Annotated in this window: 26 protein-coding genes, 1 tRNA gene and 1 riboswitch; of the genes, 9 read left to right on the top strand and 18 right to left on the bottom strand. The window is 71.7% G+C overall.

Annotated features, from left to right (window positions below; translation table 11 throughout):
- Positions 1-426 precede the first annotated feature (426 nt).
- The 3 genes from ACFY12_RS28765 to ACFY12_RS28755 all read left to right on the top strand — a co-directional run bounded on the left by ACFY12_RS28765 (position 427) and on the right by ACFY12_RS28755 (position 4,064).
- Positions 427-1,230 carry a hypothetical protein gene (locus ACFY12_RS28765; protein WP_390718824.1) on the top strand — a complete coding sequence of 268 codons (804 nt, stop codon included), beginning with the start codon at positions 427-429 and terminating at the stop codon, positions 1,228-1,230.
- Positions 1,227-2,927 carry an NADH-ubiquinone oxidoreductase-F iron-sulfur binding region domain-containing protein gene (locus ACFY12_RS28760; RefSeq protein ID WP_390718823.1) on the top strand — a complete coding sequence of 567 codons (1,701 nt, stop codon included), beginning with the start codon at positions 1,227-1,229 and terminating at the stop codon, positions 2,925-2,927. Before ACFY12_RS28765 ends, ACFY12_RS28760 begins: the two co-directional genes overlap by 4 nt.
- Before the next feature lie 162 nt (positions 2,928-3,089).
- A complete protein-coding gene (locus ACFY12_RS28755; RefSeq protein ID WP_390718822.1) occupies positions 3,090-4,064 on the top strand; it encodes an SCO0930 family lipoprotein in 975 nt (324 codons plus the stop codon).
- Here ACFY12_RS28755 and ACFY12_RS28750 read toward each other — a convergent pair.
- From ACFY12_RS28750 to ACFY12_RS28740, 3 genes are all read right to left on the bottom strand, one after another.
- Positions 4,039-5,655 (bottom strand): sodium:solute symporter, encoded by a 1,617-nt coding sequence (locus ACFY12_RS28750; RefSeq protein WP_390718821.1) that lies wholly within the window; start codon positions 5,653-5,655, stop codon positions 4,039-4,041. The genes ACFY12_RS28755 and ACFY12_RS28750 overlap by 26 nt on opposite strands.
- Positions 5,652-5,909: a DUF3311 domain-containing protein gene (locus ACFY12_RS28745; RefSeq protein WP_390718820.1), complete on the bottom strand. Its 258-nt coding sequence runs from the start codon at positions 5,907-5,909 to the stop codon at positions 5,652-5,654. The genes ACFY12_RS28750 and ACFY12_RS28745 overlap by 4 nt, the downstream gene beginning before the upstream one ends.
- Positions 5,910-6,107: 198 nt before the next feature.
- The gene (locus ACFY12_RS28740; RefSeq protein ID WP_390718819.1) at positions 6,108-7,454 is read right to left on the bottom strand and encodes a DUF445 domain-containing protein; all 1,347 of its coding nucleotides are present in this window, start codon (positions 7,452-7,454) and stop codon (positions 6,108-6,110) included.
- Positions 7,455-7,793: 339 nt separating this feature from the next.
- Here ACFY12_RS28740 and ACFY12_RS28735 point away from each other — a divergent pair, with 339 nt between their 5' ends.
- Positions 7,794-9,122 carry an SGNH/GDSL hydrolase family protein gene (locus tag ACFY12_RS28735; RefSeq protein ID WP_390718818.1) on the top strand — a complete coding sequence of 443 codons (1,329 nt, stop codon included), beginning with the start codon at positions 7,794-7,796 and terminating at the stop codon, positions 9,120-9,122.
- Between the two features lie 70 nt (positions 9,123-9,192).
- Here the strand turns inward: ACFY12_RS28735 and ACFY12_RS28730 are convergent, their stop codons facing one another.
- Genes ACFY12_RS28730 through ACFY12_RS28720 form a run of 3 tightly spaced genes read right to left on the bottom strand, consistent with a single transcriptional unit; the run spans position 9,193 to position 11,898 of the window.
- Positions 9,193-10,248: an ATP-binding cassette domain-containing protein gene (locus tag ACFY12_RS28730; protein WP_390718817.1), complete on the bottom strand. Its 1,056-nt coding sequence runs from the start codon at positions 10,246-10,248 to the stop codon at positions 9,193-9,195.
- 29 nt (positions 10,249-10,277) lie between these two features.
- Complete coding sequence (locus tag ACFY12_RS28725; RefSeq protein WP_390718939.1) at positions 10,278-11,042, bottom strand: ABC transporter permease; 765 nt, start codon at positions 11,040-11,042, stop codon at positions 10,278-10,280.
- A 58-nt stretch (positions 11,043-11,100) separates the two neighbouring features.
- Positions 11,101-11,898 (bottom strand): ABC transporter permease, encoded by a 798-nt coding sequence (locus ACFY12_RS28720; protein ID WP_390718816.1) that lies wholly within the window; start codon positions 11,896-11,898, stop codon positions 11,101-11,103.
- A 263-nt stretch (positions 11,899-12,161) separates the two neighbouring features.
- Between ACFY12_RS28720 and ACFY12_RS28715 the strand changes: the two genes are divergently transcribed.
- The gene (locus tag ACFY12_RS28715) at positions 12,162-14,438 is read left to right on the top strand and encodes a transglycosylase domain-containing protein (RefSeq protein WP_390718815.1); all 2,277 of its coding nucleotides are present in this window, start codon (positions 12,162-12,164) and stop codon (positions 14,436-14,438) included.
- Positions 14,439-14,466: 28 nt separating this feature from the next.
- On the opposite strand, the gene ACFY12_RS28710 is transcribed toward ACFY12_RS28715, so the two are convergent.
- The 3 genes from ACFY12_RS28710 to ACFY12_RS28700 form a co-directional block, all read right to left on the bottom strand.
- On the bottom strand, positions 14,467-14,787 hold the full coding sequence (locus tag ACFY12_RS28710) for a DMT family transporter (RefSeq protein WP_390718814.1): 321 nt from the start codon (positions 14,785-14,787) through the stop codon (positions 14,467-14,469).
- A gap of 34 nt (positions 14,788-14,821) precedes the next feature.
- Positions 14,822-14,892: riboswitch (guanidine-III (ykkC-III) riboswitch) on the bottom strand.
- A 57-nt stretch (positions 14,893-14,949) separates the two neighbouring features.
- Positions 14,950-15,252: a GroES family chaperonin gene (locus ACFY12_RS28705; protein ID WP_390718938.1), complete on the bottom strand. Its 303-nt coding sequence runs from the start codon at positions 15,250-15,252 to the stop codon at positions 14,950-14,952.
- A gap of 190 nt (positions 15,253-15,442) precedes the next feature.
- Entirely contained in the window at positions 15,443-15,760 is a 318-nt protein-coding gene (locus ACFY12_RS28700) for a DUF3618 domain-containing protein (RefSeq protein ID WP_390718937.1), read from the bottom strand.
- A 192-nt stretch (positions 15,761-15,952) separates the two neighbouring features.
- Here ACFY12_RS28700 and bcp point away from each other — a divergent pair, with 192 nt between their 5' ends.
- Positions 15,953-16,420, top strand: a complete 468-nt coding sequence (gene bcp / locus ACFY12_RS28695; protein ID WP_390718813.1) for a thioredoxin-dependent thiol peroxidase — start codon at positions 15,953-15,955, stop codon at positions 16,418-16,420.
- A 63-nt stretch (positions 16,421-16,483) separates the two neighbouring features.
- On the opposite strand, the gene ACFY12_RS28690 is transcribed toward bcp, so the two are convergent.
- The gene (locus tag ACFY12_RS28690) at positions 16,484-17,767 is read right to left on the bottom strand and encodes a sensor histidine kinase (RefSeq protein ID WP_390718812.1); all 1,284 of its coding nucleotides are present in this window, start codon (positions 17,765-17,767) and stop codon (positions 16,484-16,486) included.
- Positions 17,767-18,273, bottom strand: a complete 507-nt coding sequence (locus ACFY12_RS28685; RefSeq protein WP_390718811.1) for a hypothetical protein — start codon at positions 18,271-18,273, stop codon at positions 17,767-17,769. Before ACFY12_RS28685 ends, ACFY12_RS28690 begins: the two co-directional genes overlap by 1 nt.
- Positions 18,274-18,762: 489 nt before the next feature.
- Here ACFY12_RS28685 and ACFY12_RS28680 point away from each other — a divergent pair.
- Positions 18,763-18,846 (top strand) — tRNA-Leu (locus tag ACFY12_RS28680).
- A 95-nt stretch (positions 18,847-18,941) separates the two neighbouring features.
- On the opposite strand, the gene rdgB is transcribed toward ACFY12_RS28680, so the two are convergent.
- The 4 genes from rdgB to ACFY12_RS28660 all read right to left on the bottom strand — a co-directional run bounded on the left by rdgB (position 18,942) and on the right by ACFY12_RS28660 (position 21,456).
- A complete protein-coding gene (gene rdgB / locus ACFY12_RS28675) occupies positions 18,942-19,577 on the bottom strand; it encodes an RdgB/HAM1 family non-canonical purine NTP pyrophosphatase (protein ID WP_390718810.1) in 636 nt (211 codons plus the stop codon).
- Between the two features lie 105 nt (positions 19,578-19,682).
- A complete protein-coding gene (locus tag ACFY12_RS28670) occupies positions 19,683-20,177 on the bottom strand; it encodes a hypothetical protein (protein WP_390718809.1) in 495 nt (164 codons plus the stop codon).
- Between the two features lie 197 nt (positions 20,178-20,374).
- The gene (gene rph, locus ACFY12_RS28665; RefSeq protein ID WP_390718808.1) at positions 20,375-21,106 is read right to left on the bottom strand and encodes a ribonuclease PH; all 732 of its coding nucleotides are present in this window, start codon (positions 21,104-21,106) and stop codon (positions 20,375-20,377) included.
- Positions 21,107-21,222: 116 nt separating this feature from the next.
- A complete protein-coding gene (locus ACFY12_RS28660; RefSeq protein ID WP_390718807.1) occupies positions 21,223-21,456 on the bottom strand; it encodes a glucose PTS transporter subunit EIIB in 234 nt (77 codons plus the stop codon).
- A gap of 309 nt (positions 21,457-21,765) precedes the next feature.
- Between ACFY12_RS28660 and ACFY12_RS28655 the strand changes: the two genes are divergently transcribed.
- Together ACFY12_RS28655 and ACFY12_RS28650 are read left to right on the top strand one after the other, a co-directional pair.
- Positions 21,766-23,082, top strand: a complete 1,317-nt coding sequence (locus ACFY12_RS28655; protein WP_390718806.1) for a PTS transporter subunit EIIC — start codon at positions 21,766-21,768, stop codon at positions 23,080-23,082.
- A 185-nt stretch (positions 23,083-23,267) separates the two neighbouring features.
- Positions 23,268-24,539, top strand: a complete 1,272-nt coding sequence (locus tag ACFY12_RS28650) for a PTS transporter subunit EIIC (protein ID WP_390718805.1) — start codon at positions 23,268-23,270, stop codon at positions 24,537-24,539.
- A 106-nt stretch (positions 24,540-24,645) separates the two neighbouring features.
- Here ACFY12_RS28650 and ACFY12_RS28645 read toward each other — a convergent pair whose 3' ends face one another.
- The 3 genes from ACFY12_RS28645 to ACFY12_RS28635 all read right to left on the bottom strand — a co-directional run bounded on the left by ACFY12_RS28645 (position 24,646) and on the right by ACFY12_RS28635 (position 26,920).
- Positions 24,646-25,398: an MBL fold metallo-hydrolase gene (locus ACFY12_RS28645; RefSeq protein ID WP_390718804.1), complete on the bottom strand. Its 753-nt coding sequence runs from the start codon at positions 25,396-25,398 to the stop codon at positions 24,646-24,648.
- Positions 25,399-25,685: 287 nt separating this feature from the next.
- On the bottom strand, positions 25,686-26,636 hold the full coding sequence (locus ACFY12_RS28640; RefSeq protein WP_390718803.1) for a PLP-dependent cysteine synthase family protein: 951 nt from the start codon (positions 26,634-26,636) through the stop codon (positions 25,686-25,688).
- 2 nt (positions 26,637-26,638) lie between these two features.
- Positions 26,639-26,920: a MoaD/ThiS family protein gene (locus ACFY12_RS28635; RefSeq protein ID WP_390718802.1), complete on the bottom strand. Its 282-nt coding sequence runs from the start codon at positions 26,918-26,920 to the stop codon at positions 26,639-26,641.
- Positions 26,921-26,951: the final 31 nt, after the last annotated feature.

The raw sequence follows: 26,951 nt of genomic DNA, 5'->3' as shown, positions 1-26,951 counted from the left end.
ACAAGGGCGTCGGAGCGCCCCGTGTGTCTGAGTGGGCATCATCCGGAGTCCCGGCGCGCGTTCGCGACGCCGGTACCGGAATTTGTCACAGCGCGATAAACCTTACGAAAGCCCGAACGCACTCGGTGATGCTTTCGGCACCCGGATCACAACGGGATCACGGCCACATAACGGCCCTACGCATACGGCTGGTTACGGAAGGTTTGCGTTACCGGCGGTCACCCATACAAAAGCCGCCGGGCAAATACCGCCGTGGGGAAATTTCCTCGGAATTCGCGTCCGCGGCCATCCCGAGCCGTACGCACCCCGCAGCCATCTCGAGCCATACGCACTCCCGCATCCGCCCCGAGCCGTACGCATTCCCGCGTCCGTCCCGCACCTGCGTCCCCGCACCTGCGTCCCCGCGCCTCGACAACGGAGGTTCGATTGTCCGTACCGCACCTGGAGAGCCGCCGGAGCCGCCACCGCGCGCGTCCCTCACCGGCCGCTCCCCGCCCCCGCCGCCCGCCGGGCGAACCCCGACCTCCGGGCGAACTCCGGCAGCCGGGCGAATCCCGGCCGCCGGTCCGTCGCCCGGCGGGCCGCCTCCCCTCAACAGCCCTGCTGCGTCCGGCACTTCCGGCTGCGTTGCTGCTCTTCCTCGCCGTCACCCTGCACTCCGGCGCGATGGACACCCTGATGCGCTTCCTGGATTACGGCGCCGGAGTGCTCGCACTGGTCTCGCTGTCGGTGACGGTGCTGTGGGGGCTGGCCGCCACGGACCGGATGGTGCTGCGCTCCGGCCACCGGCTGCTCGCCCAGGCCGTGCACCGCGGCACCGGCGCCGCCGGACTCGGCTTCCTGGGGCTGCACATCTGGGTGAAGGTCGCCGGGGGACGTGCCGGTGCGGCGTCGGTCGCGGTGCCGTTCACCGACGCCGCCCGGCCGGTGCTCATCGGCCTGGGCACGCTCGCCGCGTATGCGTTCGTCGCGGTCGCGGTGACCGGTGCGGTGCGCGGTGCGTTCACCGGCGCCGCCACGTCCCGCTGGTGGCGGGCGCTGCATATGAGCGCGTACCTCGCCTGGGCGCTGGCCCTGGTGCACGGACTGAAGTCGGGCCGTCCGGCCGCTGGTTGGGCCGTCGCCGGATACGCCGTATGCCTTGCCGCGGTGGCCGGACGGCTGGCCCTGCGGCTGCGCGATTCCCGCAGGAAATCAACATCAGGAGAACCCGGAGAACGCCGCTCATGACCGCCCCCGCCCCTGCCCCCGCCTCCGCACCTGCTCCCACCCTCGCTCCCACTCCCTCCTCCGCTTCCGCGCGCACCCGCCTGCTGCCGGTGCTCACGCCCGGACCGGAGTCCGTGCCGACGCCGGCATCCGTACCGACCGGACCGACGCCTGCGTCCCTGCCAACGTCTGCGTCCCTGCCGACGCCTGCGTCCCTGCCGACGCTGGCGTCCGTCGGGCCGCCGCGGCTGCTGGCCGGGCTCGACGAGGTGCCGCGGATGGACCGGGTGGCTCATCTGGCCTTGCACGGCGGCCTGCCGCGGCTCTCCCCACAGGAGTTGGTGGCGCTCGCCGAGGACACCGATCTGCGCGGCCGGGGCGGCGCCGGCTTCCCGTTCGCGCGGAAGCTGACGGCCGTCATGGCCGGGATGCGGCGGGCCGAGGGGAAGGGCGCGGTGGTCGTCAACGGGAGTGAGGGCGAGCCGAGTTGCCTGAAGGACACCGCGCTGCTGCTGCACGCCCCGCATCTGGTGCTGGACGGGGCGCTGCTGGCCGCCGACGCGCTCGGCGCGCAGGAGGTCGCCGTCGGAGTGACCCGTACGGATGTCGAGGTGTCGGTGCGGCGGGCGATCCGCGAACGCGGGCCGGTCCGGCCGCTGTTGCGGGTCACCCTGCTGACCGAGCGGTTCGTCACCGGCGAGGGCACGGCGATGACCAGCGGGCTGAGCGGCGGGCCGGGGCTGCCGTCGGGCCGTAAGGTCCGCTCCAGCGAGCGGGGTCTGAACGGGGTGCCGACGCTGCTGTCGAACACCGAGACCTACGCCCAACTCGCCGTCGCCGCCCGGCTCGGCGCGCTCGGCTACCGCACGGTGGGGCTGCCCACGGAGCCCGGCACGCTGCTGCTGACCGTCGGCGGCAGCCGGGTCGTCGAGGTCCCCTACGGGGTCTCCCTCACCCAGGTCCTCGCCCTGTGCGGGTCCGATCCGGGGCTTGGCGTCCTGCTCGGCGGCTACCACGGCACCTTCCTCTCCCCCGCCGACGCCCGGACCGCGACGCTGTCCCGGGAGGCGCTGGCCGGCCACGGTGCGGTGCTCGGCGCGGGGGCGGTGCTGCCGATGCCGTACGAGACCTGTCCGGCCGGTGAGACGGTACGGGTCGCACAGTGGATGGCCGCCGAGTCGGCCGGGCAGTGCGGCCCCTGCGTACTGGGGCTGCCGGCGCTCGCCGATGCCCTCGCCCAGGCCGTACGGGGCGGCGGCGAGGGCGCTCTGGACGCCGTACGGGCCCGGATGCGGGCCGTGGAGAGGCGCGGTGCGTGCAGCCACCCGGACGGTACCGCGCGTTTCGTCGCCTCGGCCCTCGCGGCCTTCCCCGAGGAGTTCGAGCGCCATGCGTACGGGTTCGGGTGCGGCCGCCCGGTGATCGGGGCGCTGCCGGTCACCGGGCACCGGACGCCGCCTTCTCCCCTGCCCAGCCCCACCCCCGCCCCCGCCGCCACGCCGGAGTCCGCCCCGCCGCGGGAGCGGCTGCTGGTCGACTGGACGCTGTGCCGGGGCCACGGCCTGTGCGCCGATGTGGTGCCCGGTGTGGTCAAGCTCGGCCCGGACGGCTATCCGGAGCGGGCCAGCATGCCGCTGCCGGCCCGGATGCGGCGCCGCGCGCAGCTCGCGGTGCGCCGCTGCCCGGCACTGGCGCTACGGGTACAGGCCGGCAACTGACCGTCCGGGACCGGTTCTTGAGCTCCTCCAGAACCTTCCGAGCATTCCCTCCCCAGAACCCCACCCGCCCCCGCTCCACGGACAACCGACGAACGACTCAACCAACTCAACCGACTCAACCGACAACTCGACGGACAACTCAACGGACAACGAGGAGACACCATGAGCATGCGACGTCGTGCGGGCCTCGCGACCGCGGCGGTCGCCACCCTGGCACTCACCGCCGCCTGCGGCAGCAGCGGCAGCCAGGGCGCCGGCACCACCACGCCCACCACCGACACCGTCCAGCCCGCCGGGCAGGGCACCAGTGACTACGGCTACGGCGCGTCCGGCTCCGGCGGCAGCGCGTCGGGCTCCGGCGGCAGCGGCGGCAGCGGCAGCGAACCCGCGGCGGCCGGGCCGGGTGCCGGGACGCTGGCGCTGCGCGCGGACGCCAAGCTCGGCCCCGTCGTCACCGACTCCAAGGGCATGACCCTCTACCGCTTCGACAAGGACACCGCGAAACCGCCGCAGTCCAACTGCTCGGGCTCCTGTGCCACCGCCTGGCCGCCGGTCCCCTCCGACGGCGCCTCCGTACCCGCGGGGATCGCCAAGAGCGCGCTGGGGTCGGTCACCCGCACCGACGGCACCGAGCAGCTGACCATCGGCGGCTGGCCCGCCTACCGCTACGCCAAGGACACCGCGCCCGGCGAGACCAAGGGCGAGGGCGTCGGCGGCACCTGGCACGCCCTGGCCGCCGACGGCGCGAAGGCCGGCGAGCAGCAGACCGGTGACGTCTCGGTGTTCCGCCAGCCCGAGCTCGGCGAGATCCTCGTCGACGGCAAGGGCATGACCCTCTACCGCTTCAACAAGGACAGCGCCTGGCCGATGAAGTTCGGCTGCAACGACACCTGCCTGGACACCTGGAAGCCCGTCAAGCCCGCCGACCGCTCCAAGCTGACGGGCATCCCGCCCAAGCTGATCACCACCGTCACCCGCCCGGACGGGCTGCGCCAGCTCGCCGTCGACTGCTGGCCCGTCTACACCTTCACCGGCGACAAGCAGCCGGGGGACATCACGGGCCAGGGCAAGATGGGCCTGTGGTTCGCGGTCTCCAAGGACGGCAAGAAGGTCACGACGACGGCGACGACGCCCTGACCGGATCGGCCCCCTCCTCTGGGGAGTCCTCGGGGGAATCCTCGGGGGAGACCTCTGAGGAGCTCTCGGGGGAGTCCTCGCGGGAGCTCTCGGGGGAATCCGCGGGGAACACGTCGTCCAGCGCCAGCACTTCGGCGTCCGGCCGGTCGTCGTCCGTGTCGCGCGGTCCCAGCCAGGTGACCGCCAGCGCCACCGCCACATTGACGACGAGCCCGACGAGCCCCGCGTTCACCCCCCACACCGGGTCGTGCCCCCGGAAGACCAGGACGCAGACCAAGGAGAAGCCCGCCGCCAGGCCGCTCACCGCGGCACGGAGCGTCAGCCGCCGCCACACCAGTCCCAGCAGCAGCATCGGTACCAGCTGCGCCATGCCCTCGTACGAGATCAGGGACAGCCGGACGAGGGTGCTGGGGGCGGTGTAGGTCAGCAGCAGCGCCACCGCGCCGGCCGCCACCACGACCAGCTGCGACCACAGCTTCTGGCGGTTCTGCTGCCGGTTCGCGAGCCTGGGGATCGCGCCCAGCACGCTCCTCCCCCACATCGTGCCGATGACCAGCATGAACACGGCCATCGGCACGATGGAGGAGAGGGCGGCGGCCACCCCGATCACGCCCACTGCCCAGGCCGGAAGGGAGTCCACCACCAGCTTGAAGAGCGCCAGGTTCGAGTCCGCGCCGGTCAGCCCCGGCACCACGAACAGCGCCGCCATGCCCAGCAGCATCGGCACGAACAGCAGCACGTTGTAGAAGGGGAGGTACATCGCGTTGCGGCGCAGCGCGTCGGCGTTGCGGGCGCCCAGATAGCCCGCCACGGTCGTCGGGAAGATCACCACGGTGAGGGAGTTGACGACGGTGGTGGTGAGGAACCAGAGCTGCCCCAGGCCGCCCGAGCCATGCCCGGGGAAGGTCAGCCACTGCGGCTTCTCGGCGACGATCCGGTCCATGAAGGGCCCGTAGCCGTCGAAGTAGTGCAGCGGCACATAGACCGCGAGGAAGCCCAGGGTGGCGATGACCAGGACGTCCTTGAGGACGGAGACCCAGGCGCTGCCGCGCAGCCCGCTGATCACGACGAAGGCGGTGGTGACCGCGAAGCCTATGAAGTAGGCCCAGTTGAGGCTGATGGTCCCGTAGGAGATCGTCGAGACGACCACACCCATGCCGGTGATCTGCAGCTGGATGTACGGCAGCAGGCAGACCGTGGCGAGCAGGGCGACGGCGGCGCCGAGCCAGGGCCGGCGGTAGCGGTGCGCGACGATGTCGGTGATGCCGACCAGGCCGTGCCGACGGGCGTAGGCCCACAGCATCGGGCCCACGACGTACCCGATCGCATAGCCGCAGGACATATAGGCCAGCACGTACAGCACGGGGGCACCGGTGTTGTAGCCCCAGCCGGCCGCGCCGAGGTAGCTGAAGCTGGTGTAGCCCTCGCCGGCCATGAGCACCCAGATGAAGACGGTGCCCATGCTGCGGCCGCCGACCGACCACTCCGCCAGGCCTCCGCCCCCGCCCCTGCCGCGTACCGCGAGCAGGCCGAGGGCCACGGTGAGCACCATGAAGGCCCCGAAGACCGAGGTCGCGACGGCGGCGTTCATGCCCGCCCCCGCTTGTTGTCACCGCACCGCTTGTTGTCACCGCGCCGGGCCAGCCACACCGCGACCGGGGTCAGCAGGGTGGCCAGCAGCAGCCAGAAGAAGAGGAAGGGGAGGCCGAGGACGGTGGGGGTCACCCGGTTCACCAGGGGCAGTACGCCCAGGTGGAGCAGGTAGGGGACCAGGAGCCACAGCAGCGTGGGACGGCCGGGACGCCTGCGGCCCGGGGGCCGTCCGCCGGAGGAGTGGGAGAGCACAACCCACGAGCCTAACGGCGCCACCGCGCGGGCCGGTCCCGGCCCCGGCTCGTACGGACGGACCGCCCCGGCCCCGTACGGACAGACCGGTGCCCGGTTCCGGCCGCCGGCCCGTCACCCCGCCGCCCGCTCACCCGCCGCCCCTCGCCCAGCGCCCGCCGCCCCGTCGGCCCGTCGGCCCGTCGGCCCGTAAGCCCGTCACCCGCCGAAGACCTGCGACACCGTGTAGATCGCCAGGCCCGCCAGCGCGCCGACGACCGTGCCGTTGATCCGGATGAACTGGAGGTCACGGCCGATGTGTGCCTCGATCTTCTTCGAGGTGTGCTCGGCGTCCCAGCCGGCGACGGTGTCGGTGATCAGGGAGGTGATCTCGCCCTGGTACGTGGTCACCACGTACACCGCCGCGCCCTCCAGCCAGCCGTCCACCTTGCCCTGCAACCGCTGCTCGTCGGAGAGCCGGCGGCCCAGGGACAGCAGCGCCGCGCGCACCCGCAGCCGCAGTTCGCTGCGCTCGTCCTCGGCGGCGGCCACGATCATCGCGCGGACCGCGCCCCAGGCCGAGGCGATCAGATCCTGCACCTCGCCGCGGCCGAGGACCTCGGACTTCAGCCGCTCCACCTTGGCCCGGGTGTCCGGGTCGGTCTGCAGATCGTCCGCGAAGTCCCGCAGGAACCGGTCGATGGCGCCGCGCGCCGGGTGCTCCGGCATGTCCCGCATCTCGGTGACGAAGCGCAGCAGCTCCCGGTAGACCCGTTCGCCCACCTTGCGGTCGACGAACCGCGGGGTCCATCCGGGAGCACCGCCGGAGACCGCCCCCATGACGGAGTCGCCGTGCTCGACCAGCCAGTCGTGGGCGCGGGCGACGACCAGGTCCACCACCCGCTTGTGACCGCCCTCGGCGACGACCTTCTCCAGCATCGTGCCGATGCCCGGCGCGATCTCCTGGGCGTCCGCGCGGCGGGTGATCGCCTCGCCGACCACCGCCTGGACGTCGGAGTCGCGCAGGACGGTCAGCGCGCCGCGCAGCGCGGTGGACAGTTCGGCGGTGACCCGGTCGGCGTTCTTCGGTTCGGCGAGCCAGCCGCCGAGGCGGCGGCCGATGCCCACGGAGCGCAGCCGGCGCCGTACCACCTCGCCGGAGAGGAAGTTCTCGCCGACGAACTCGCCAAGGCTCTGTCCCAGCTGATCCTTCTTCGTCGGAATGATGGCGGTGTGCGGGATCGGCAGCCCCATCGGCCGCTTGAACAGCGCGGTGACCGCGAACCAGTCGGCCAGCGCACCGACCATCCCTGCCTCCGCCGCCGCGGCGACGAACCCGGTCCAGCCGCCCGCCCCGGCGTTCCCGGCCCACCTCGCCAGGATGTACACCAGCGCGACGGCCAGCAGCAGACCGGTGGCCAGCGTCTTCATCCGGCGTACGGCACGCCGGCGCGCCGCGTCGGCCGCGTCGTACGCGAAGCCGCCGGGCCCCGCCGGGCCCTTCCGGGCGCCCGCCATCGGGGTGGTCTCCCGATGCGGACCCGCATCCGCCTGAGTGCGTTCCATCCGCTCCACCGCTCCTGCCTGCCCCCGTCGTCCTGCGGCCCGTGATCGCCGCGGCCCGTCCTGCGCCGCACGTCCGGCCACCGGTCGGGCCGTGGTGTCCGGCCATGGGTCCCCCGTCCCACTGTGACCTACTCCCGGAACGCGCCACGAGTTCCCGGCGTCTCCGCCACCGAAGCGCCGGGCGGAGCCCCAGGCGGCTTCCGGGAGGTCCGTGGGATCATGAAAGCCCGATCGGACCGCAACGGTGCCGCTGACGGACCGCAACGGTGCCGCTGATCATCCGCCGCCCTTGCCCGCCCGGAGCACCCCGCTCCGCTTCACCCAGGAGACCGCTCCCGTATGAAGAGAAGTGTGGGAAGTGTGGGAAGTGTGGGTTACACGCCGCTCGTCGGCCTGGCGTCCGCGGTGGTGCTGATCTCGACCGCGATATTCGTCGGTTTCGGCGGCCCGGACGGCGGCCCGGGCCGCGACCCGCACACGCCGCACGGCCCCGCGGAACCCGCGGTCTCCGGTCAGTGGGTCGGCACCTGGTCGGCGTCCGCGGCGGCGGCCGAGCCCGGCACCCTGGACGGGTACGCCGGGATGTCGATGCGGAACGTCGTGCACACCAGCGTCGGCGGCTCCGCCGTCCGTATCCGGCTGTCCAACCTCTACGGCACCCGCCCGCTGGTGGTCGGCCACGCCTCGCTGGCCCTCGCCCTGGCCCCCAGCGACCCCACCGCCGCGGCCGGCACCATGCGCCGGCTGGCCTTCGACGGCAAGCCCGCGGTGACCGTCCCGGCCGGCGGCGCGGTCACCAGCGACCCGGTGCGGCTGGCGGTGCCCGGTGACACGGACGTGCTGGTCACCACCTACTCCCCGTCCCCCTCGGGCCCCGCCACGTACCACCCGTACGCCCGGCAGACCTCCTACCTGGCGCGCGGCGACCGCGCCGAGGACGCCACGGGTGCCGCGTACACCGAGCAGAGCCCGTACTGGCGCTACCTGACCGGCGTGGACGTCTGGAGCGCCAAGGCGCACGGCACGGTCGTGGCGATCGGCGACTCGATCACCGACGGCATCACCTCCACCGCCGGTGCCAACCACCGCTGGACCGACTTCCTCGCGGCACGGCTGCGCGACGAGCCCGGCGCACCGCGCTACGGCGTCCTCAACCAGGGCATCAGCGGCAACCGCCTGCTGCTCGACGGCGGCAGGTTCTCCCCCAACAACGGACCCAGCCTGCTCTCCCGCTTCGAGCGTGACGCCCTCTCCCGTCCGGGCGTGCGGGCGGTGATCGTCGAGATCGGCGTCAACGACCTCCTCAAGTCCCCGCGCCAGCTCGACCCGGAGAAGATCGTCGCGGGCATGCGGCAGCTCGTCCGCCAGGCGCACGCCCGCGGGGTGCGGGTCACCGGCGCCACCCTCCTGCCGTTCGGCGGACACCGCGGCTACTCGGACCGGCTGGACGCGGTCCGCGAACGGGTCAACCGCATCATCCGCTCCGGCACCGTCTACGACGAGGTCGTCGACTTCGACGCGGCCCTCCGCGACCCCGCCTCCCCGGACCGGCTGTTCCCCGCCTACGACTCCGGCGACCACCTCCACCCCAGCGACGGGGGCTACCTCGCGATGGCCGACGCCGTCGACCTCGACCGCCTGCGCCAGGCGGCACCGGCGGCGCTGTAGGCGGCACCGGCGGCGCTGTGGGTGGCATCGGCGGGTGTAGGCGGCATCGGCGGCGCTGTGGCCGGGACGGCTAGGGCGCTTCCGACCGGACTCCAGGACGGCCGCCCGCCGCGTACAGCCGGGCGATCACCCCCTCGATGTCCGGCTCCCGCACCGACAGGTCCACCAGCGGATAGCGTTCGGCGATCGCGGTGACCAGCGGCGCCGCGCTCCCCGCCGCCGGGAACGCCAGCCACTGGCGGGGGCCCTCGACCCTGACCGTACGGGCGCCCGGGACGCCCTCGATGGGCGGCAGCTCCCGTTCCAGGTCCACCACCAGCGTCCGCTCGCCGTCGCCGGCCGCCCGCAGACCGTCCAGCCCGCCGTCGTAGACCAGATGCCCGTGGTCGATGACCATCACCCGGCGGCACAACTGCTCGATGTCGGTCAGGTCGTGGGTGGTCAGCAGGACCGTGGTGCCGCGCTCGGCGTTCACCTCGCGGAGGAAGCCGCGGACCTTCGCCTTGCTGATGACGTCGAGCCCGATGGTCGGCTCGTCCAGATAGAGCACCTCCGGGTCGTGCAGCAGCGCCGCCGCTATGTCCCCGCGCATCCGCTGGCCGAGGGAGAGCTGGCGTACCGGGACGGCCAGCAGCGGGGCCAGGTCGAGCAGTTCCACACAGCGGTCCAGGTTGGCGCGGTAGACGGCGTCCGGGACCCGGTACATCCGGCGCACCAGCTCGTACGAGTCCCGCAGCGGCAGGTCCCACCACAGCGTGGTGCGCTGACCGAAGACCACCCCGATCCGGCGGGCCAGCCGGGTGCGTTCGCGGGCGGGGTCGATACCCGCGACCCGCAGCCGGCCGCCGCTGGGGGTGAGGATGCCGGTGAGCATCTTGATGGTGGTGGACTTCCCCGCACCGTTCGGGCCGATGTAGCCGACCATCTCACCGCGCGGCACCCGGAAGGTGATGCCGTCCACGGCCCGCACCTCCTGGCGGACCCGGCGCAGCCGGCCCGCCTTGCGCCGCACCGAGAAGACCTTCTCGACGCCGTCGACCTCGATCAGCGGCCGCTCCGCCGCGGCGCCGTCCCCGTCCCGGCTCCCGCTCCCGTCCCCGCTCCCGCTCCCGCTCCCGCTCAGCATGCGCTCTCCGTCCGTTCTTTGAGCCGTCGTCAGCTTCCGGTGCTCCGGTACGCCCGCAGCCCGGTGCGCCAGGCCAGTGCGGCGCCCGCGCACATCAGTGCCGCCACCGCCGGGCCCAGGAAGTCCACCCAGCCCGGCAGCCCCAGCGGATCGTCACGGCCCAGCAGGCGCAGCGCGGGCAGCCAGTTGACGAAGGCCAGCGGGACGAGGAAGGTGACGCCGCGCACCAGGTCCTTGGCGAACACCGTCGGCGGGTACTGCAACAGGGTGTTGCCGCCGTAGGTGAAGGAGTTCTGCACCTCGGCCGCGTCCTGCGCCCAGAACTGGAACGCGGCGCCCGTGGTGAACACCGCCGCGAAGATGGCCGTACCGCACAGCACCATCAGCGGCACCATCAGCACCCGGCCCGCCGTCCAGTCCACGTCCAGCCGGGTCAGCGACCAGCCGAGGATCAGCAGAGCCTGGCTGATCCGGCCCAGCCGGCGCAGCGCGAAGCGGTCCGCGGCGACCTGCGCGAAGACCGGCACGGGACGCAGCAGCAGGACGTCCAGGGTGCCGTCGCGGACCCGCCGGCCCAGCCGGTCCATACTGCCCAGCAGCAGATCCGCCAGGCCCAGCGCGGCCCCGGAGGTGCCGTACAGGAAGGCCACCTCGGGCAGCGAGAACCCGCCCAGCGCGTCGACCTGCGAGAACATCAGCATGATCGCGACGAAGTCCAGCCCGCAGGCCGCGAAGTTGCCGACCGTCATCATCGCGAAGGACGCCCGGTAGGCGAGCGTGGAGCGCACCCACATCCGCACGATCAGCCCGTACGCGTACAGCCCCTGAGCCACCCTGCCGGCTCCGCGGATCTCAGCCACCCTGCACCACCACCTTCCTGGTCGCCGCCGACTGCACCAGCCGGCCCAGCGCCAGCAGCGCCAGGCCCCACGCCACCTGGAACAGCAGCCCGTTCACCAGGCCGTCGCCGGTGCGCACCCCCAGCAGCACATCGGCCGGCACCTGGAGCACCGCCGCCCACGGCAGCAGCTGGGCCACCTCACCGAAGCCGCCCGGGAAGACCCGCAGCGGCAGCAGCATCCCCGAGAAGAACAAGCAGGCCAGACCGGCGATCAGGGCCAGCCCCGAGCTGTCCAGCAGCCAGAACGCGGCCAGTGCGACCAGATACCGCAGCCCGAAGCTGACCACCACACCGAACAGCACCGACACCAGGAACCAGCCCCAGGTCGCCACGTCCCCGGGCAGCGCCAGCGGAAAGGCCAGCGCACCCACCGCCATCGGGACCACCCCGCGGCCGATCAGCTGCAGCGCCGCCCGTCCCAGATCCGCCGCGAGCCACCACACCTGGAGATCCGCCGGCCGGTACAGGTCCACCGCGATATCGCCGGTACGGATCCGCTCCTGCAGCTCGTCCAGGCCCCCGCCGCCCATCAGCGCGGCCGCCGCCAGCAGCGCCTGCGCGGTCCACACGAACGTCAGCGCCTGCGCCTGGTCGTAGCCGCCCAGGTGCGGCCGGGCGTCCCACAGCGCGAGGTAGGTGTACGCGACGATGAAACCGAAGACGGTGTTGGTGAACACCCCCGCCGCCGTGGCGACCCGATAGGTGGCGTATCGCCGGAAGCTGCCGGCCGCCACCGCCACGTACCACACGCCGTGCTCCCCCCGCCCGTTCCCGTACCGCGGCGGACAGTCCGTCCGTATCCGCCGGCAAAGCACCGGAGCCTAAGTCGTGGACGCCGCGGGCACCATCGAATTACCACCCTTTCGGGTGAGGCATGGGCGCCATCCGGCCGGTCAGGTGGCGGTCCCAGGTGCGCGCCACCCCCGCCGGCCGGGACGCATGATGCGAAAGTTGCCCAACGGGCGGCAGTCGCCTTCAACGGGCGACCGTTGCTCTCCGGCGTACGGCGCGAATGCCCCGACACGACATCCATCCCCGCCGCGGTACAACCTCCGGCGGCCGCCGAGGAGTCCATACCGACATGAGCGGACAACGCACAGGCTGGCGCCGCGCCCTCCCCACCTGGCGCACCATGCTCGGCACCGTACTGCTGTTCCTGCTGCTCCTCGTCGGCGCCCTGGTCGCCGGCTACCTGCTCGTCGACATCCCGCCGGCCAACAGCGCCGCCAAGGCCCAGAGCAACATCTACCTCTACTCCGACGGCTCGGAACTGGCCCGCGACGGCGACGTCAACCGGCAGAACGTACAGCTCAGTCAGGTCCCCCGGCACGTCCAGCGGGCCGTACTCGCCGCCGAGGACCGCGACTTCTACTCCGAGTCCGCGGTCGACCCGGCGGCCATGCTGCGCGCCGCCTGGAACACCGCCACCGGCAAGGGCAGGCAGTCCGGCTCCACCATCACCCAGCAGTACGTGAAGAACTACTACCTCGGCCAGGAGCAGACCCTGACCCGCAAGGCCAAGGAGTTCTTCATCGCCATCAAGCTGGACCGCGAGGTGAGCAAGGACAACATCCTGCTCGGCTACCTCAACTCCAGCTACTACGGCCGCAACGCCTACGGCATCCAGGCCGCCGCCCAGGCCTACTACGGCCGTGACGCGGAAGAGCTGACCCTCGCTCAGGGCGCCTACCTCGCCACCCTCCTCAACGCCCCCAGCCTCTACGACATCACCGCCCACCCGGGGAACAAGCCGCGGGTGCTGGCCCGGTGGAACTACGTCCTGGACGGCATGGTCAAGCAGAAGTGGCTCAGCCCCGGCGAACGGGCCGCGACGCGGTTCCCCGAGCCCAGGCCCGCCAAAACCTCCCCCGGCCTGGCCGGCCAGCGCGGCTACCTCGTCGAAGCCGTCAAGGAGTACCTGAGGGGCCATCACATCCTCGACGAGGACACCCTGCGGGCCGGCGGCTACCGCATCACCACGACGATCAGCAAGCAACGCCAGAACGCCTTCGTCAAGGCCGTCGACACCCGCCTGATGGACCGGCTCGACGACTCCCGACCGGTCGACCGCTTCGTCCGGGCCGGCGGCGCCTCCATCGACCCCAGGACCGGCCGGGTCGTCGCCCTCTACGGCGGCATCGACTTCGCCAAGCAGTACGTCAACGGCGCCACCCGCAGCGACTACCAGGTCGGCTCCACCTTCAAGCCGATCGTCTTCGCCTCCGCCGTACAGCACCACTCCACCACCCAGGACGGCGACACCATCACCCCGCACACCGTCTACGACGGCACCAACAAGCGGATGACGGTCAGCCACGGCCGCGCCACCGGCTTCGCCCCCGCCAACGAGGACGACCGGTCCTACGGCCCGGTCACCGTCACCGAGGCCACCGACAAGTCCGTCAACGCCGTCTACGCCCAGATGGGCATCGACGTCGGCCCCGACAAGGTCAAGGCCACCGCCGTCGACCTGGGCATCCCCGCCGACACCCCGGGCCTGGCCGCGTCCCGGGGCGCGATCTCCCTGGGCACCGCCACCCCCAGCGTGCTGGACATGACGCAGGCGTACGCCACCCTCGCCCAGCACGGCACCCACCGGCCCTACAGCCTCGTCGACAAGGTCACCAAGAACGACGAGGACCTCTCGCTCCCCGACCGCGAGGAGACCACCGCCCTCCCGCGCGAGGCCGCCGACACCACCACCTCGATCCTGCGTGACGTCGTCGAGAACGGCACCGGCACCGCGGCCCAGGGCGCCGGACGGCCGGCGGCCGGCAAGACCGGCACCGCGGAGAACGACAAGGCCGCCTGGTTCGCCGGCTACACGCCCGACCTCGCCACCGTCGTCGCCGTACTGGGCCAGCACCCGGAGAGCGCCGCACAGGAGCCGCTGTACGGCGCCGGCGGCCTGCCCCGGGTCAACGGCGGCGACTTCCCCGCCCAGATCTGGGCCGACTACACCGCGGCCGCCCTCTCCTCCCGCCCCGCCCGCAACTTCGACCTGCAACTCGCCCCCGGCGCCGAGCCCTCGCCCTCCGACGACCCCTCCGGCAGCGCCTCACCCTCCGCCGGCGGAAGCCCGGCCTCCCCGTCCCCCGGCGGCCCGTCCCCCTCCCCCACCGGCACGGGCACGGGCACCACGGCCCCCACCCCGCCGACCACCGGCCCGGGCTCCCCCACCGTCCCCCCGGAGACCCCGCCGGCCACCGAACCCACCAACGACTTCCCGACCACGGGCTCCGGGGACGATGATCTGGACTGGCGCCTGAAGAGAGACTGGGGGGACTGACCGGCCGGCCCACAGGGGGGGCAGGGGTTCAGTGCCCGGACGTCGCCTTGAGACCGACCACCGCCACCAACAGCAGGCAGATGAAGAAGATCCGGGCCGCCGTCGCGGGCTCACCGAGCACCACCATCCCGACCACCGCCGCACCGGCCGCGCCGATCCCGACCCACACCCCGTAGGCCGTGCCGATCGGCAGGCTCCGGGCCGCGTACGAGAGCAGCAGCATGCTGGCGACGATGCCCGCGCCGGTGAACACACTGGGCCACAGCCGGGTGAAGCCGTCGGTGAACTTCATCCCGATCGACCAGCCGACCTCCAGCAGACCGGCGATCGCGAGCAGGATCCATGCCATGACGGCACCTCCGTGGAATACGAGCTTCAACAGGGGTGCGTCGTCTTGTCCTGACCCGGTACGGCGCGTCTCGTCGGGTTCTCCCGAGGCTAGCAAAGGGCAGACAAAACGGGCGGTGACCTCGGTCACCGCCCGTTTTCGCGGGCTCTACAGATGCGGGCTCTACAGATACAGCCCGGTCGCGTCCTCGGTGCCCTCCAGCCGCTCCGCGGCCACCGCGTGCAGATCGCGCTCGCGCATCAGCACATACGCCACACCGCGCACCTCGACCTCGGCCCGGTCCTCCGGGTCGTAGAGCACCCGGTCCCCTACCTCGACGGTCCGCACGTTCTGTCCCACCGCGACCACTTCGGCCCAGGCCAGGCGGCGGCCGACGGCCGCGGTCGCGGGGATGACGATGCCGCCGGACGAGCGCCGCTCGCCCTCGGGGATGTCCGTCCGGACCAGCACGCGGTCGTGCAGCATCCGGATCGGCAGCTTGTCGTGGGTGTCCTTGGTGTTATTCGGGCTCACGGCATGACCGTACCTGCCCGGCGGCGCCGCCACGCACCACGGCCCGGGTCAGGTGGTTCCCGGGACCCGTCCAAAGATCCGTCTCGGGGGCGTCCGTAGATCCCGTCGTGGGGCGGCCGTTGGTCCGTCGCGAGGCGTCCCGTCAGCGGCGCCGCTTGGCGCGCACCGACAGCAGACCCACCACGGCCACACCGATCAGCGCCACCGGAACGATCCGCTCCAGCCGCGGCGCCCCGTCCTCCGCCACCAGCTGTGCCCGGATGTCCGAGATCGCGCGGTTGGCGACCACATACGCCCGCCCCGCCGTACGGTCCACCGCGGCCATCGTCTTCGCCTTCGCACCGTCGACGATCGTCTTCGGGTGCAGCCGCACCCCGATCTCGTCGAGCGTGACGGCGAGCTCCTGCCGTCTGGCGGCGATGTCCGCCTCGATCTGCGCCGGGGTCCTGGCCTCCGCCACCGCGCTGCCTCCGTCATCTCGCGTCATTCGGGGTGGCCAGTCTGTCAGCTCACCTGCGGACGCGCCCCACAGCACCCCCGTTTCGCGCGCGCACGCCGCCCCGGCGGCCGCCCCGCGCCCCGGCTGGCTAATGTCGGGGGCGTACCGACCGACCCACTCACCCACCCCGTACCGCCCCACACAAGGAGAGTCATGAGCGAGCGACTGCAGCCCGGCGAGACCGCCCCCGCCTTCACCCTGCCCGACGCGGACGGCCGGCAGGTCTCGCTCGCCGACCACAAGGGCCGCAAGGTCATCGTCTACTTCTACCCGGCCGCCCTGACCCCCGGCTGCACCAAGCAGGCCTGCGACTTCACCGACAACCTCGACTTCCTGACCGGCCACGGCTACGACGTCATCGGCATCTCCCCCGACAAGCCGGAGAAGCTCGCCAAGTTCCGCGAGAAGGAAGACCTCAAGGTCACGCTCCTCGGCGACCCGGACAAGACGGTCCTCACCGCCTACGGCGCCTTCGGCGAGAAGAAGCTCTACGGCAAGACCGTCACCGGCGTCATCCGCTCCACCGTCATCGTCGACGAGGACGGCAAGGTCGAGCGCGCCCTCTACAACGTCAAGGCCACCGGCCACGTCGCCAAGATCATCAAGGACCTGGGGCTGTAGCCACCGGTCCACGGACCCGGGCGGTGGGCCGCCGGTCAGGGACCTGGGACGGCGGCCGTCGGCTCAGGTGCCCGGGACGGCGGCCTCCGGCCCCGGTTCCCGCTCCGCCAGGTCCGACGGCAGCTCCAGGACCGCCTCGGCGCCGCCCTCCGCGGCGGCGCCGAAGTCCAGCCGCGCACCCAGCACCTCCGCCTGACCGGCCGCGATCGTCAGCCCCAGACCGTGCCCGGTGCCCCGCTCCGGCGCCGCCGTACGGAACCGCCGCGGACCCTCCGCACACAGCTCCGCCGGATACCCCGGACCGTGATCGCGCACCACGATCCGCGACCCGGACACCACCACCTCGATCGGCGGCTTCCCGTGCTTCGCCGCGTTCGCCAGCAGATTCACCAGCACCCGCTCCACCCGGCGCCGGTCCGTCTCCACGATCCGCGGCTCGCCCTCGACGGTGACCGACACCTCGTCCACCCCGCGCTGCCGCGCCGCCCGCTGCACGATCCCGCGCACCAGCGACGGCAGCTCACAGGCGTCCAGATCCGCCCGCTCCACGCCCGCGTCCAGGCGCGAGACCTCCAGCAGGTCCTCCACCAGCCGCCGCATCGCCTGCGCCCGGTCCCGGACCATCTCCACCGCCCGCGGCTCCGGCAACAGCTCCGCCGCCGTCACCAGCCCGGCCACCGGCGTCCGCAGCTCATGCGCCACATCCGCGGTGAACTCGCGCTCCGCCTCCACCCGCGCCGCCAGCGACGTCGCCATGTGATGCACACTGCGGCCCAGCTCGGCCACCTCGTCCCGGCCCTTGCTCGCCAGCGCCTCCGCGTCCGGCGCCTCCCCCGCCGCTATCCGGCGCGCCGCCGCCGCACTCAGCCGCAGCCGCCGCGACAGCCGCTGCGCCACGAACCACGACACCACCGCCATCAGCGCGACGGTGCCGACGCCGGCGATCACCAGCGCCCGGTCCAGCGCCACCTGCGTCGGATCGTCGTCCGGATAGGCCACCGACACCGACAGCGTCCGCTCCGGGGCGCTCTCGCCCCGGTCACCCACCCCGGTCGCCGCCCACACCCGCGGATCCTCACCACCGCTGACGTACGTGCCCGACCGTCCCTTGAACACCGCCTCGCGCAGCGGCAGCGGCAGCGTCGTATCGTCCAGCTGCGCACCCAGCACCGGCGTGCCGACCCGCTCGTAGATCTGCAGCGCCGCACTCAGCCGGTCGTCCGCGTACGCCCGCGCGGCGCGCTCCCGCTCCGCACCGGCGATGTGGTGCACGGCGAAGCCGAGCACCACCACGGCCAGCGCCGTCATACCTGATATGGCCAGGGCGATCCGGCCTCGAATGCCCATCACGCGAGGTTGTACATCTCCGTAGTGTCACCGAACGGTGTCGAGCCCTCGTACGTCACTTCGAGCCCCGTGAAGGCCAGCTCGCCGTCCCTCGCCTTCGGCCCGTACAGCCGGAACGTCGCCGGGAACCCCGCGTCCACCCCGGCCCCGGCCGCGGTCTTCTGCACCTGCACCACACCCGCACCGAGCGCGTCCCGCTCGCCGTACTTCTCCCAGCTGATGCCGGTCGCCACCATCCCGGCATCGGCGCAGGCCAGCGTGATCACCTCGGGCTTGATCTCCGGTTTGCCGAACCCGCAGTCCCGTACGCCCGGCAGCCCGCCGGACTGCTTGGCGTCCTGCTTGCCGCTCTGCACCGCCGAGGTCTTCGGCGCCGCATCCACCGCCGACGCGCGGTCCGTCGCCTGGCTGAACCACACCCCGCCGGCCGCCAGCGCCGTCACCACGACGAAGGCCACCAGCGCGATACGGCCCCGAACCCAGCGGGACCCTTCGCGGTCGGTCATCACCATCTCCTCCCGGGGATCACGCACCGTGCCCCACCTGCACACACCAATGCCGCGCCCGGCCCTACCACTCTCCCGCCCCCGCCGCACGGGCTGATTGCCCCAATCCTGCAGTGACCGCGCAGCTTTGTACCAGTCTTGTAACAAGCCCTGCGCCACCTCTGGATACTTCAGCCTGGATACCCCAGCCACGGCGCCCCGTACAGCGCACCGGCGAGTGACGTACCTCGCGCCCGGTTCATCCAGCCTCGGCTCGCCTCGGCCACGTCGCGCGCCTCAGGCGGACGGGTACACGGAGACGAACCACCGCCTGCGTGGCTCATACGCGACTCATGCGTGGCTCATGCGTGGCTCCAGGGACCTGTTGACGTATCCGATCCCGCCCGCCCCAACTGTCACGCAGCCACCGGCACTTGGCGCTGGTTCGGCGGCCGGGACGGCGGCCCCTCACCACCGCGCGGCCGCCAACCAGTAGTATGGCTTCGATGCGCGGCCGTGCTGGAACTGGTGAGACAGGCTGGTTTTAGGTACCAGTGCCTTCGAGGCGTGTGGGTTCGAGTCCCACCGGCCGCACTGATCTTGGTTTTGAAGGCCCAGCTCTTGGATGTGAAGGCCCGGCCCCGCACAACGCGGGTCCGGGCCTTCGCCGTTCACCGGCCGGCCGGGTCTCAGCCCAACAGCTCCCGCACCACCGGGGCCAGCGCGCGGAAGGCCTTCCCCCGGTGGCTGATCGCGTTCTTCTCCTCGGGGGTCAGCTCGGCGCAGGTGCGGGTCTCCCCCTGCGGCTGGAGGATCGGGTCGTAGCCGAAGCCGCCGGTGCCGGCGGGGGTACGGCGCAGGGTCCCCTCGAGTGTGCCCTCGACCACGCGCTGGGTGCCGTCGGGGAGGGCGAGGGCCGCGGCGCAGGCGAAGTGGGCGGTGCGGTGCTCGTCGGGGATGTCGGAGAGCTGGGCCAGCAGGAGCTCGAGGTTGGCCCGGTCGTTGCCGTGGCTGCCGGCCCAGCGGGCGGAGAAGATGCCGGGCGCGCCGCCCAGCACGTCGACGCAGAGGCCGGAGTCGTCGGCGACGGCGGGGTGGCCGGTGGCCTCGGCGAGGGCGCGGGCCTTCAGGAGGGCGTTCTCCGCGAAGGTGACGCCGGTCTCCTTGACGTCGGGGAGGTCGGGGTAGGCGTCGGCGCCGACGAGTTCGACGGCGAGGCCGGCCGCGTCGAGGATGGCGCGGAGCTCGGTGAGCTTGCCGGCGTTGCGGGTGGCGAGGATGAGGCGGCGGGGGGTCGCGGGGTGTCCGCCGGTTGGTGACTGCATGGGACGTGATTATCCCGGCTGTGCCCCGGCCGACGTGACCCCGCTGCTATGTCCCCGCTATGTCCCCCTGGTGTGCCTGCCCCCCCCCGCTACCGCCGGCGGGGGCTAGCCCGGCGTGCAGACCTCGGCCATCTCGCTCGCGCCGTCGGCGATCGGCTTGATGTTGGGCACCACGCCGTCCTCGATCGCCTTGCGGGCGCGCTTGATGCCGTTGTTCGTCTTGTCGATGGCCTGGGACAGCTCCGGGTCGCCGGCCTCGTCGCTGACCTTCTTGAGGTTCTTCTCGATGTCGTCGAGGGCCTCTTGGGACTCCTGCGGGTCGGTGAGGGAGTCACCGACGGCCTGCTGGAGTTTGTCGACGGCGTTGACGACGGAGGTGGCGGTCTTGGCGCAGCCCACGGCCTTCTGGACTGCCCCACAGGCGGAGAGCAGGGGAACGGCGACGGCGGCGGCGACCAGCGCGGCGACGGCGGGCGTGAGCCGGCGGCTGCGGCACGTACCGGGAGTGCCGGGAGCGCCGGAAGTGCGGGAAGTGCCGGGAGCGCGGGAAGTACCGGAAGTGCGGGGACGAGCCATGGCGCGGATCCTTCCGTTGGTCATGATCAGGTCATGGTCATGCCTGGGCAAAGGAAGAAACGCGGGGTGGGGGGTATTTGGTTGCCCTGAAAGCCTCAAAGAGCGGGCGTGCGGGCGGAGTTCGGCTCGACGACGGCCGAGTGTCACAGCGTCGCAGCAGCGGCGGAAGGGGGAGGAGGGGCTCTCCTCCCCCTCAGGGCCGGCACCCGGCCCTCAGGCCGTCAGAGGGTCGCGGCCAGTGCCGCTCGCTGGGCGGCGTCGAGGTCGGCGCAGCCGGCGACGGCGAGGTCGAGCAGGGCGTTGAGTTCCTCGCGGGCGAAGGGTTCGGCCTCGGCGGTGCCCTGGACCTCGACGAAGCGGCCGTCGCCGGTGCAGACGACGTTCATGTCGGTCTCGGCGCGGACGTCTTCCTCGTAGCAGAGGTCGAGGAGGGGGGTGCCGTCGACGATGCCGACGCTGACGGCGGAGACGGTGCCGGTGAGGGGCTGGCGGCCGTGGCGGATGAGCTTCTTGCCCTTGGCCCAGGTGACGGCGTCGGCGAGGGCGACGTAGGCGCCGGTGATGGCGGCGGTGCGGGTGCCGCCGTCTGCCTGGAGGACGTCGCAGTCCAGGACGATGGTGTTCTCGCCGAGGGCCTTGTAGTCGATGACGGCGCGGAGCGAGCGGCCGATGAGGCGGCTGATCTCGTGCGTCCGGCCGCCGATCTTGCCACGTACGGATTCGCGGTCGCCGCGGGTGTTGGTGGAGCGGGGCAGCATCGAGTATTCGGCGGTGACCCAGCCTTCGCCGGTGCCCTTGCGCCAGCGCGGTACGCCTTCGGTGACGGATGCGGTGCAGAAGACTTTGGTGTCGCCGAAGGAGACGAGGACGGAGCCTTCGGCGTGCTTGCTCCAGCCGCGTTCGATGGTGACCGGGCGGAGCTGTTCGGGTGTGCGGCCGTCGATGCGAGACATGGCGTAGACCCTATCGGCATATGGCGAGGGCCCCGTTCCGGCCTATGGCGAGGGCCCCGTTCCGGTAGTGGTCAGGGGGTCCGGAACGGGGCCCAAGTACTGGTCGGCCGGTCAGCTCACATCATGTCTTCGATCTCGGAGGCGATCGGGTCGGCGTCGGTGCCGATGACGACCTGGATGGCGGTGCCCATCTTGACGACGCCGTGGGCGCCGGCGGCCTTGAGGGCGTCCTCGTCGACCAGGGAGGCGTCGGCGACTTCGGTGCGGAGGCGGGTGATGCAGCCCTCGACCTCTTCGATGTTGTCGAGGCCGCCGAGCCCGGCGACGATCTTCTCAGCCTTGCTGGCCATGTCCACTCCTGCTTGTCTCGGCCGCCGGCGGTTCAGCCGCGCGGTTTTCACACCGTAACGCACGTTAACGCACGTTCAGCCCAACTATCTGGGCGGATATCCGTCGTCTGGCGAAGGATGGCGATCACCAGGACGGTGATCGCCGCGGTGCGCGCCGGACGGCCGGAAAGTCGGCCGTCCGGCGCGCACCGAATGGTCTACACCACCAGTATGGCCACCAGTATGCGGCACGCATCGGGCCGGTCGCCGACGGGCCTGTCACCGACGGGCCGACTGCCGGGAGGACGCGGAACCGCCGGGAGGACGCGGATGAGTGCGGATGCGACGTCGGCGGCGGCGCCAGGGAGGCACTGGGGAGCGAACCTCTTCCAGGGGCTGCAGAAGATGGGGCGCAGTCTCCAGCTGCCGATCGCCGTCCTGCCCGCCGCCGGGATCCTCAACCGTCTCGGCCAGCCGGATGTGTTCGGCGCGGAGGGGCTGGGCTGGGACGCGGTGGGCACGGTGTTCGCGGCGGCCGGCGGGGCGCTGCTGGATTCGGGGCTGGGGCTGCCGCTGCTGTTCTGCATCGGTGTGGCGATCGGGATGGCGAAGAAGGCGGACGGCTCGACCGCGCTCGCCGCGGTGACCGGCTTTCTGGTCTATTACTCGGTGCTGCACGCCTTCCCGGCGGGGTGCGCCACGGGGCAGACGTATACCCAGGCGGGACTGTGGGGCGGGGTGTGCGTGGACACGTCCGCGACGGTGACGCAGGCCGCGTACCAGAATCCCGGGGTTTTCGGCGGCATTGTGATGGGGTTTCTGACCGCCTGGCTCTGGCAGCGTTTTCACCGGGTGAAGCTCGTGGACTGGCTGGGTTTCTTCAACGGCCGCCGGCTGGTCCCGATCGTCATGGCGTTCGTCGGGCTGGCCTTCGCGGTGGTGTGCCTGTTCGCCTGGCAGCCGGTGGGTGACGCGCTGACGCATTTCAGTGAATGGCTGACGGCGCTGGGTGCGTGGGGTGCGGGAATTTTCGGGGTGGCGAACCGTGCGCTGCTGGTGGTGGGCCTGCACCAGTTCCTCAATACGTTCGTCTGGTTCCAGTTCGGCAGTTTCAGCAAACCGGACGGCACGGTCGTCCATGGCGATATCAACCGATTCCTCGCGGGCGATCCGCACGCCGGTCAGTTCACCACCGGGTTCTTCCCGATCATGATGTTCGCGCTGCCCGCCGCGGCACTGGCGATCGCCCACTGCGCCAGACCGCATCGCCGCAAGGAGATCGCGGGGATGATGCTGTCGGTCGGCCTGACCTCGCTCGTCACGGGGGTGACCGAGCCGATCGAGTACTCCTTCCTGTTCGTGGCGCCGGTGCTGTACGGGCTGCACGCCGTTCTCACGGGGGTGTCGATGGCGGTGAGCTGGGCGCTGGGCGTGCATGACGGTTTCAGCTTCTCGGCCGGATTGATCGACTACGTCATCAACTGGGGGCTGGCCACCGAGCCGTGGTTGATCATTCCCATCGGCCTGTGTTTCGGGGTGCTCTACTACGCCGTCTTCCGTTTCGTGATCACGAAATTCGATCTGCAGACTCCGGGGCGGGAGCCGGCCGAGGTGGGCGACGCCATGGAGCGGGAGAACATCAAGTAGCGGCTCCGGCGGCATGTTCCGGGGGGCGGTAGCCATGTGGTCCATACCACTTGGAATGATGGATTCCTTTGCGCCTGGCGCCCATGCTAAAACTGGTCTAAACCACTAGTGGTGTAGACCAAGGTGCAGACCAACCAGCGGGCCGTCCCCCCTTTCCGAGTGCCCGCCTCACCAGGAGGAATCCGATGAGTTCGGCCACCGCCACGGCGGCCCCCCAGAAGAAGGGCCGCGGCTCCAGCGTGATGGCCGTGGCCCAGCGCATCGGCCGCAGCCTCATGCTGCCGATCGCCACTCTGCCCGCAGCCGCGCTGATGGTCCGCCTGGGCCACGACGACATGCTGGGCCGGGAGTCGCTCCCCGCCTTCATCAACAAGATCGCCGAGTTCATGGCGGCGGGCGGCGGTGCGCTCCTGGACAACATGCCGCTGCTGTTCGCGGTCGGTATCGCCATCGGCTTCGCCAAGAAGGCGGACGGTTCCACCGCACTGGCCGCCGTCGTCGGCTACCTGGTCTTCAGCAAGGTGCTGGGCACCTTCACCGACAGCAACCTGCCCAAGGTCCAGCAGGTCGTCGACGGCAAGGTGGCCGAGGTCGCCGCGCCGGTGAACGCGGGTGTCCTCGGCGGTGTGGTGATGGGCATCGTGGTCGCCCTGCTCTACCAGCGCTACAGCCGCAAGAAGCTCCCGGACTGGCTGGGCTTCTTCAGCGGCCGGCGCCTCGTGCCGATCCTGGCGTCCTTCGCGGGCCTGCTGATAGGCGTCGCCTTCGGCTACGTCTGGCCGGTCCTCGGCACCGCGCTGCACAGCTTCGGCGAGTGGCTGGTCGGCTCCGGCGCCGTGGGCGCGGGCATCTTCGGCGTCGCCAACCGCGGTCTGATCGCGGTCGGCATGCACCACCTGCTGAACTCCTTCCCCTGGTTCCAGGCCGGCGACTTCAACGGCAAGCACGGCGACATCGCCCGCTTCCTGGAGGGCGACCCGAGCGCCGGCCAGTTCATGACCGGCTTCTTCCCGATCATGATGTTCGCGCTCCCCGCGGCCTGCCTCGCGATCACGCACTGCGCCCGCCCCGAGCGCCGCAAGGTCGTCGGCGGCATGATGTTCTCGCTCGCGCTGACCGCCTTCGTCACCGGCGTGACCGAGCCGATCGAGTTCACGTTCATGTTCATCGCCCCGGTGCTCTACGCGATCCACGCGGTGCTGACCGGCGTCTCGATGGCGCTGACCTGGGCCCTGGGCATGAAGGACGGTTTCGGCTTCTCGGCCGGCGCCATCGACTACGTGCTCAACCTGGGCATCGCCACCAAGCCGTGGCTGCTGGCGCTGACGGGTCTCTGCTTCGCCGCGCTGTACTACGTGGTCTTCCGCTTCGCCATCACGAAGTTCAACCTCCCCACGCCGGGCCGTGAGTCCGACGAGGAGATCGCCGAGCTGGAAAAGGCCCAGTTCAAGGCCTGATCCACCCCGCATGCGCACACCGAAGGGCCCCGGAGCCGACAGGCTCCGGGGCCCTTCGCCGTACGGCAGGTCTCCTGCGCCCGCCAGCAGGTCCCCCGCCATGACGTCAGATCTCGTAGACCGCGCCCGCCTTGGCCACCTCGACCGGCCCGTCGTAGACCTTCTGCGCGTCGCGGACGCTGATGTCCGGGTCGGTCCACGGCGGGATGTGGGTCAGCACCAGCCGGCCGGCACCGGCCCGCCGGGCGTGCTCGCCGGCCTCCCTCCCGTTGAGGTGCAGATCCGGGATGTCCTCCTTGCCGTACGTGAACGACGCCTCGCACAGGAAGAAGTCGGTACCGGCCGCGAGGGTGTCCAGCGCCGCGCAGGGCCCGGTGTCGCCGGAGTACGTCAGGGAGCTGCCGTTGTGCTCGATACGGAAGCCGAAGGCCTCCATCGGGTGGCTGACCCGCTCCGTACGGACGGTGAACGGCCCGATGGTGCGGGTGCCCGGTTCCAGCGTGCGGAAGTCGAAGACCTCGCTCATCGCGCCGTCGTGCGGCAGGTCGGCGTGCGCGACGGTCAGCCGGTGCTCGGTGCCGGCCGGCCCGTAGACCGGCATCGGCGCGCACCGGTCGCCGTCCGGGGGGTAGTAGCGCACGACGAAATAGCCGGTCAGGTCGATGCAGTGGTCGGCGTGCAGGTGTGACAGGAGGACGGCGTCGAGGTCGTAGAGGCCGGAGTGGCGCTGCAGCTCGCCGAGGGCTCCGTTGCCCATGTCGAGGAGCAGCCTGAAGCCGTCGGCCTCCAGGAGGTAGCTCGAACAGGCCGACTCCGTGGAGGGGAACGACCCCGAGCATCCGACGACAGTGAGCTTCATACGGGCGTGAACCTCCGTGGGCGGGGGCGGCGGTCGGCGGCCGGCGGTCGGGGTGTCCCGGCGGGGCCTTGCCGGGTCGTGCCGGGGCCCGGACGGTCGGTGCGGTGCCCACGAGCGTAAGGCGCCAGAGGTCGCGCCGCTCCTCCGGCGGGGCGAGCTGTGGGCGGAATCACCAGTCCGGGCTGACACCCCGTACGCCCGTACGGGGTGCCCTCCGCGGTACCCGCCGGGCACCCCGTACGACAACAGGACTTGGGGTGCTTCCGGCGGATCTCCGCAGCAGCGCCCTACGCCCAGAGCTGGCCCCGCAGCGCCTCGATCGCGGCCTCCGTCGACTCGGCGGTGTACACGCCGGTGGAGAGGTACTTCCAGCCGCCGTCGGCGACGATGAAGACGATGTCGGCGCTCCGGCCCGCCCGGACCGCCTTCCGGCCGACGCCGAGCGCGGCGTGCAGGACCGCGCCGGTGGAGATGCCCGCGAAGATGCCTTCCTCGGCGAGGAGTTCACGGGTGCGGCGGACCGCGTCCTCGGAGCCGACCGAGAAGCGGGTGGTGAGCACGGACTCGTCGTACAGCTCGGGGATGAAGCCCTCGTCGAGGTTGCGCAGACCGTAGACCACGTCGTCGTAGCGCGGCTCCGCGGCGACGATCTGCACACCGGGGACGTGCTCGCGCAGATAGCGGCCGACGCCCATCAGCGTGCCCGTGGTGCCCAGCCCGGCCACGAAGTGGGTGACGGAAGGGAGGTCGGCCAGGATCTCGGGGCCGGTGGTGGTGTAGTGCGCACCGGCGTTGTCGGGGTTCCCGTACTGGTAGAGCATCACCCAGTCGGGATGCTCGGCGGCGAGCTCCTTGGCGACCCGGACCGCCGTGTTGGACCCGCCGGCCGCGGGCGAGGAGATGATCTCGGCGCCCCACATGGCGAGCAGTTCGCGCCGTTCCGCGGAGGTGTTCTCCGGCATGACGCACACCATGCGGTAGCCCTTGAGCTTGGCCGCCATGGCGAGCGAGATGCCGGTGTTGCCGCTGGTCGGTTCCAGGATCGTGCAGCCGGGGGTGAGCCGGCCGTCCTTCTCGGCCTGTTCGATCATGTGCAGCGCGGGCCGGTCCTTGACGGATCCCGTGGGGTTGCGGTCCTCCAGCTTCGCCCAGATGCGGACGTCGTCGGAGGGCGAGAGGCGCGGGAGGCGGACGAGAGGGGTGTTCCCGACCGCCGCCAGCGGGGAGTCGTACCGCACCGTCAGCTCATTCCCCCGGCCACCGCCGGCAGGATCGTGACGCTGTCGCCGTCGGCCAGCTTGGTGGAGATGCCCTCGAGGAAGCGGACGTCCTCGTCGTTGAGGTAGACGTTCACGAAGCGGCGCAGCTGCTCGCCGTCGTCGACGAGGCGCGCGCGGATGCCGGTGTGCCGGCTCTCCAGGTCGGCGAAGAGGTCGGCGAGGGTCGCGCCGCTGCCCTCGACGGCCTTCTTGCCGTCGGTGTAGCTGCGCAGGATGGTCGGGATGCGGACCTCGATGGCCATGGGAGTTCTCCTGTCGGAGTGGGTGCGGTGA

The organism is Streptomyces sp. NPDC001339, from assembly GCF_042895955.1.
Taxonomy (GTDB): Bacteria; Actinomycetota; Actinomycetes; order Streptomycetales; family Streptomycetaceae; genus Streptomyces.
The sequence above is the reverse complement of the archived record's forward strand: the minus strand, read 5'-3'. Positions and strand labels throughout refer to the sequence as shown.

Coding starts and splice junctions, on each gene's coding strand:
- ACFY12_RS28760 (WP_390718823.1), top strand. CDS start 1,227: ATGACCGCCCCCGCCCCTGCCCCCGCCTCCGCACCTGCTCCCACCCTC.
- ACFY12_RS28755 (WP_390718822.1), top strand. CDS start 3,090: ATGAGCATGCGACGTCGTGCGGGCCTCGCGACCGCGGCGGTCGCCACC.
- ACFY12_RS28750 (WP_390718821.1), bottom strand. CDS start 5,655: ATGAACGCCGCCGTCGCGACCTCGGTCTTCGGGGCCTTCATGGTGCTC.
- ACFY12_RS28740 (WP_390718819.1), bottom strand. CDS start 7,454: ATGGAACGCACTCAGGCGGATGCGGGTCCGCATCGGGAGACCACCCCG.
- ACFY12_RS28735 (WP_390718818.1), top strand. CDS start 7,794: ATGAAGAGAAGTGTGGGAAGTGTGGGAAGTGTGGGTTACACGCCGCTC.
- ACFY12_RS28730 (WP_390718817.1), bottom strand. CDS start 10,248: ATGCTGAGCGGGAGCGGGAGCGGGAGCGGGGACGGGAGCGGGAGCCGG.
- ACFY12_RS28725 (WP_390718939.1), bottom strand. CDS start 11,042: ATGTGGGTGCGCTCCACGCTCGCCTACCGGGCGTCCTTCGCGATGATG.
- ACFY12_RS28715 (WP_390718815.1), top strand. CDS start 12,162: ATGCCCCGACACGACATCCATCCCCGCCGCGGTACAACCTCCGGCGGC.
- ACFY12_RS28710 (WP_390718814.1), bottom strand. CDS start 14,787: ATGGCATGGATCCTGCTCGCGATCGCCGGTCTGCTGGAGGTCGGCTGG.
- ACFY12_RS28705 (WP_390718938.1), bottom strand. CDS start 15,252: ATGCTGCACGACCGCGTGCTGGTCCGGACGGACATCCCCGAGGGCGAG.
- bcp (WP_390718813.1), top strand. CDS start 15,953: ATGAGCGAGCGACTGCAGCCCGGCGAGACCGCCCCCGCCTTCACCCTG.
- ACFY12_RS28690 (WP_390718812.1), bottom strand. CDS start 17,767: ATGGGCATTCGAGGCCGGATCGCCCTGGCCATATCAGGTATGACGGCG.
- ACFY12_RS28685 (WP_390718811.1), bottom strand. CDS start 18,273: ATGACCGACCGCGAAGGGTCCCGCTGGGTTCGGGGCCGTATCGCGCTG.
- rdgB (WP_390718810.1), bottom strand. CDS start 19,577: ATGCAGTCACCAACCGGCGGACACCCCGCGACCCCCCGCCGCCTCATC.
- ACFY12_RS28670 (WP_390718809.1), bottom strand. CDS start 20,177: ATGACCAACGGAAGGATCCGCGCCATGGCTCGTCCCCGCACTTCCGGT.
- rph (WP_390718808.1), bottom strand. CDS start 21,106: ATGTCTCGCATCGACGGCCGCACACCCGAACAGCTCCGCCCGGTCACC.
- ACFY12_RS28660 (WP_390718807.1), bottom strand. CDS start 21,456: ATGGCCAGCAAGGCTGAGAAGATCGTCGCCGGGCTCGGCGGCCTCGAC.
- ACFY12_RS28655 (WP_390718806.1), top strand. CDS start 21,766: ATGAGTGCGGATGCGACGTCGGCGGCGGCGCCAGGGAGGCACTGGGGA.
- ACFY12_RS28650 (WP_390718805.1), top strand. CDS start 23,268: ATGAGTTCGGCCACCGCCACGGCGGCCCCCCAGAAGAAGGGCCGCGGC.
- ACFY12_RS28645 (WP_390718804.1), bottom strand. CDS start 25,398: ATGAAGCTCACTGTCGTCGGATGCTCGGGGTCGTTCCCCTCCACGGAG.
- ACFY12_RS28635 (WP_390718802.1), bottom strand. CDS start 26,920: ATGGCCATCGAGGTCCGCATCCCGACCATCCTGCGCAGCTACACCGAC.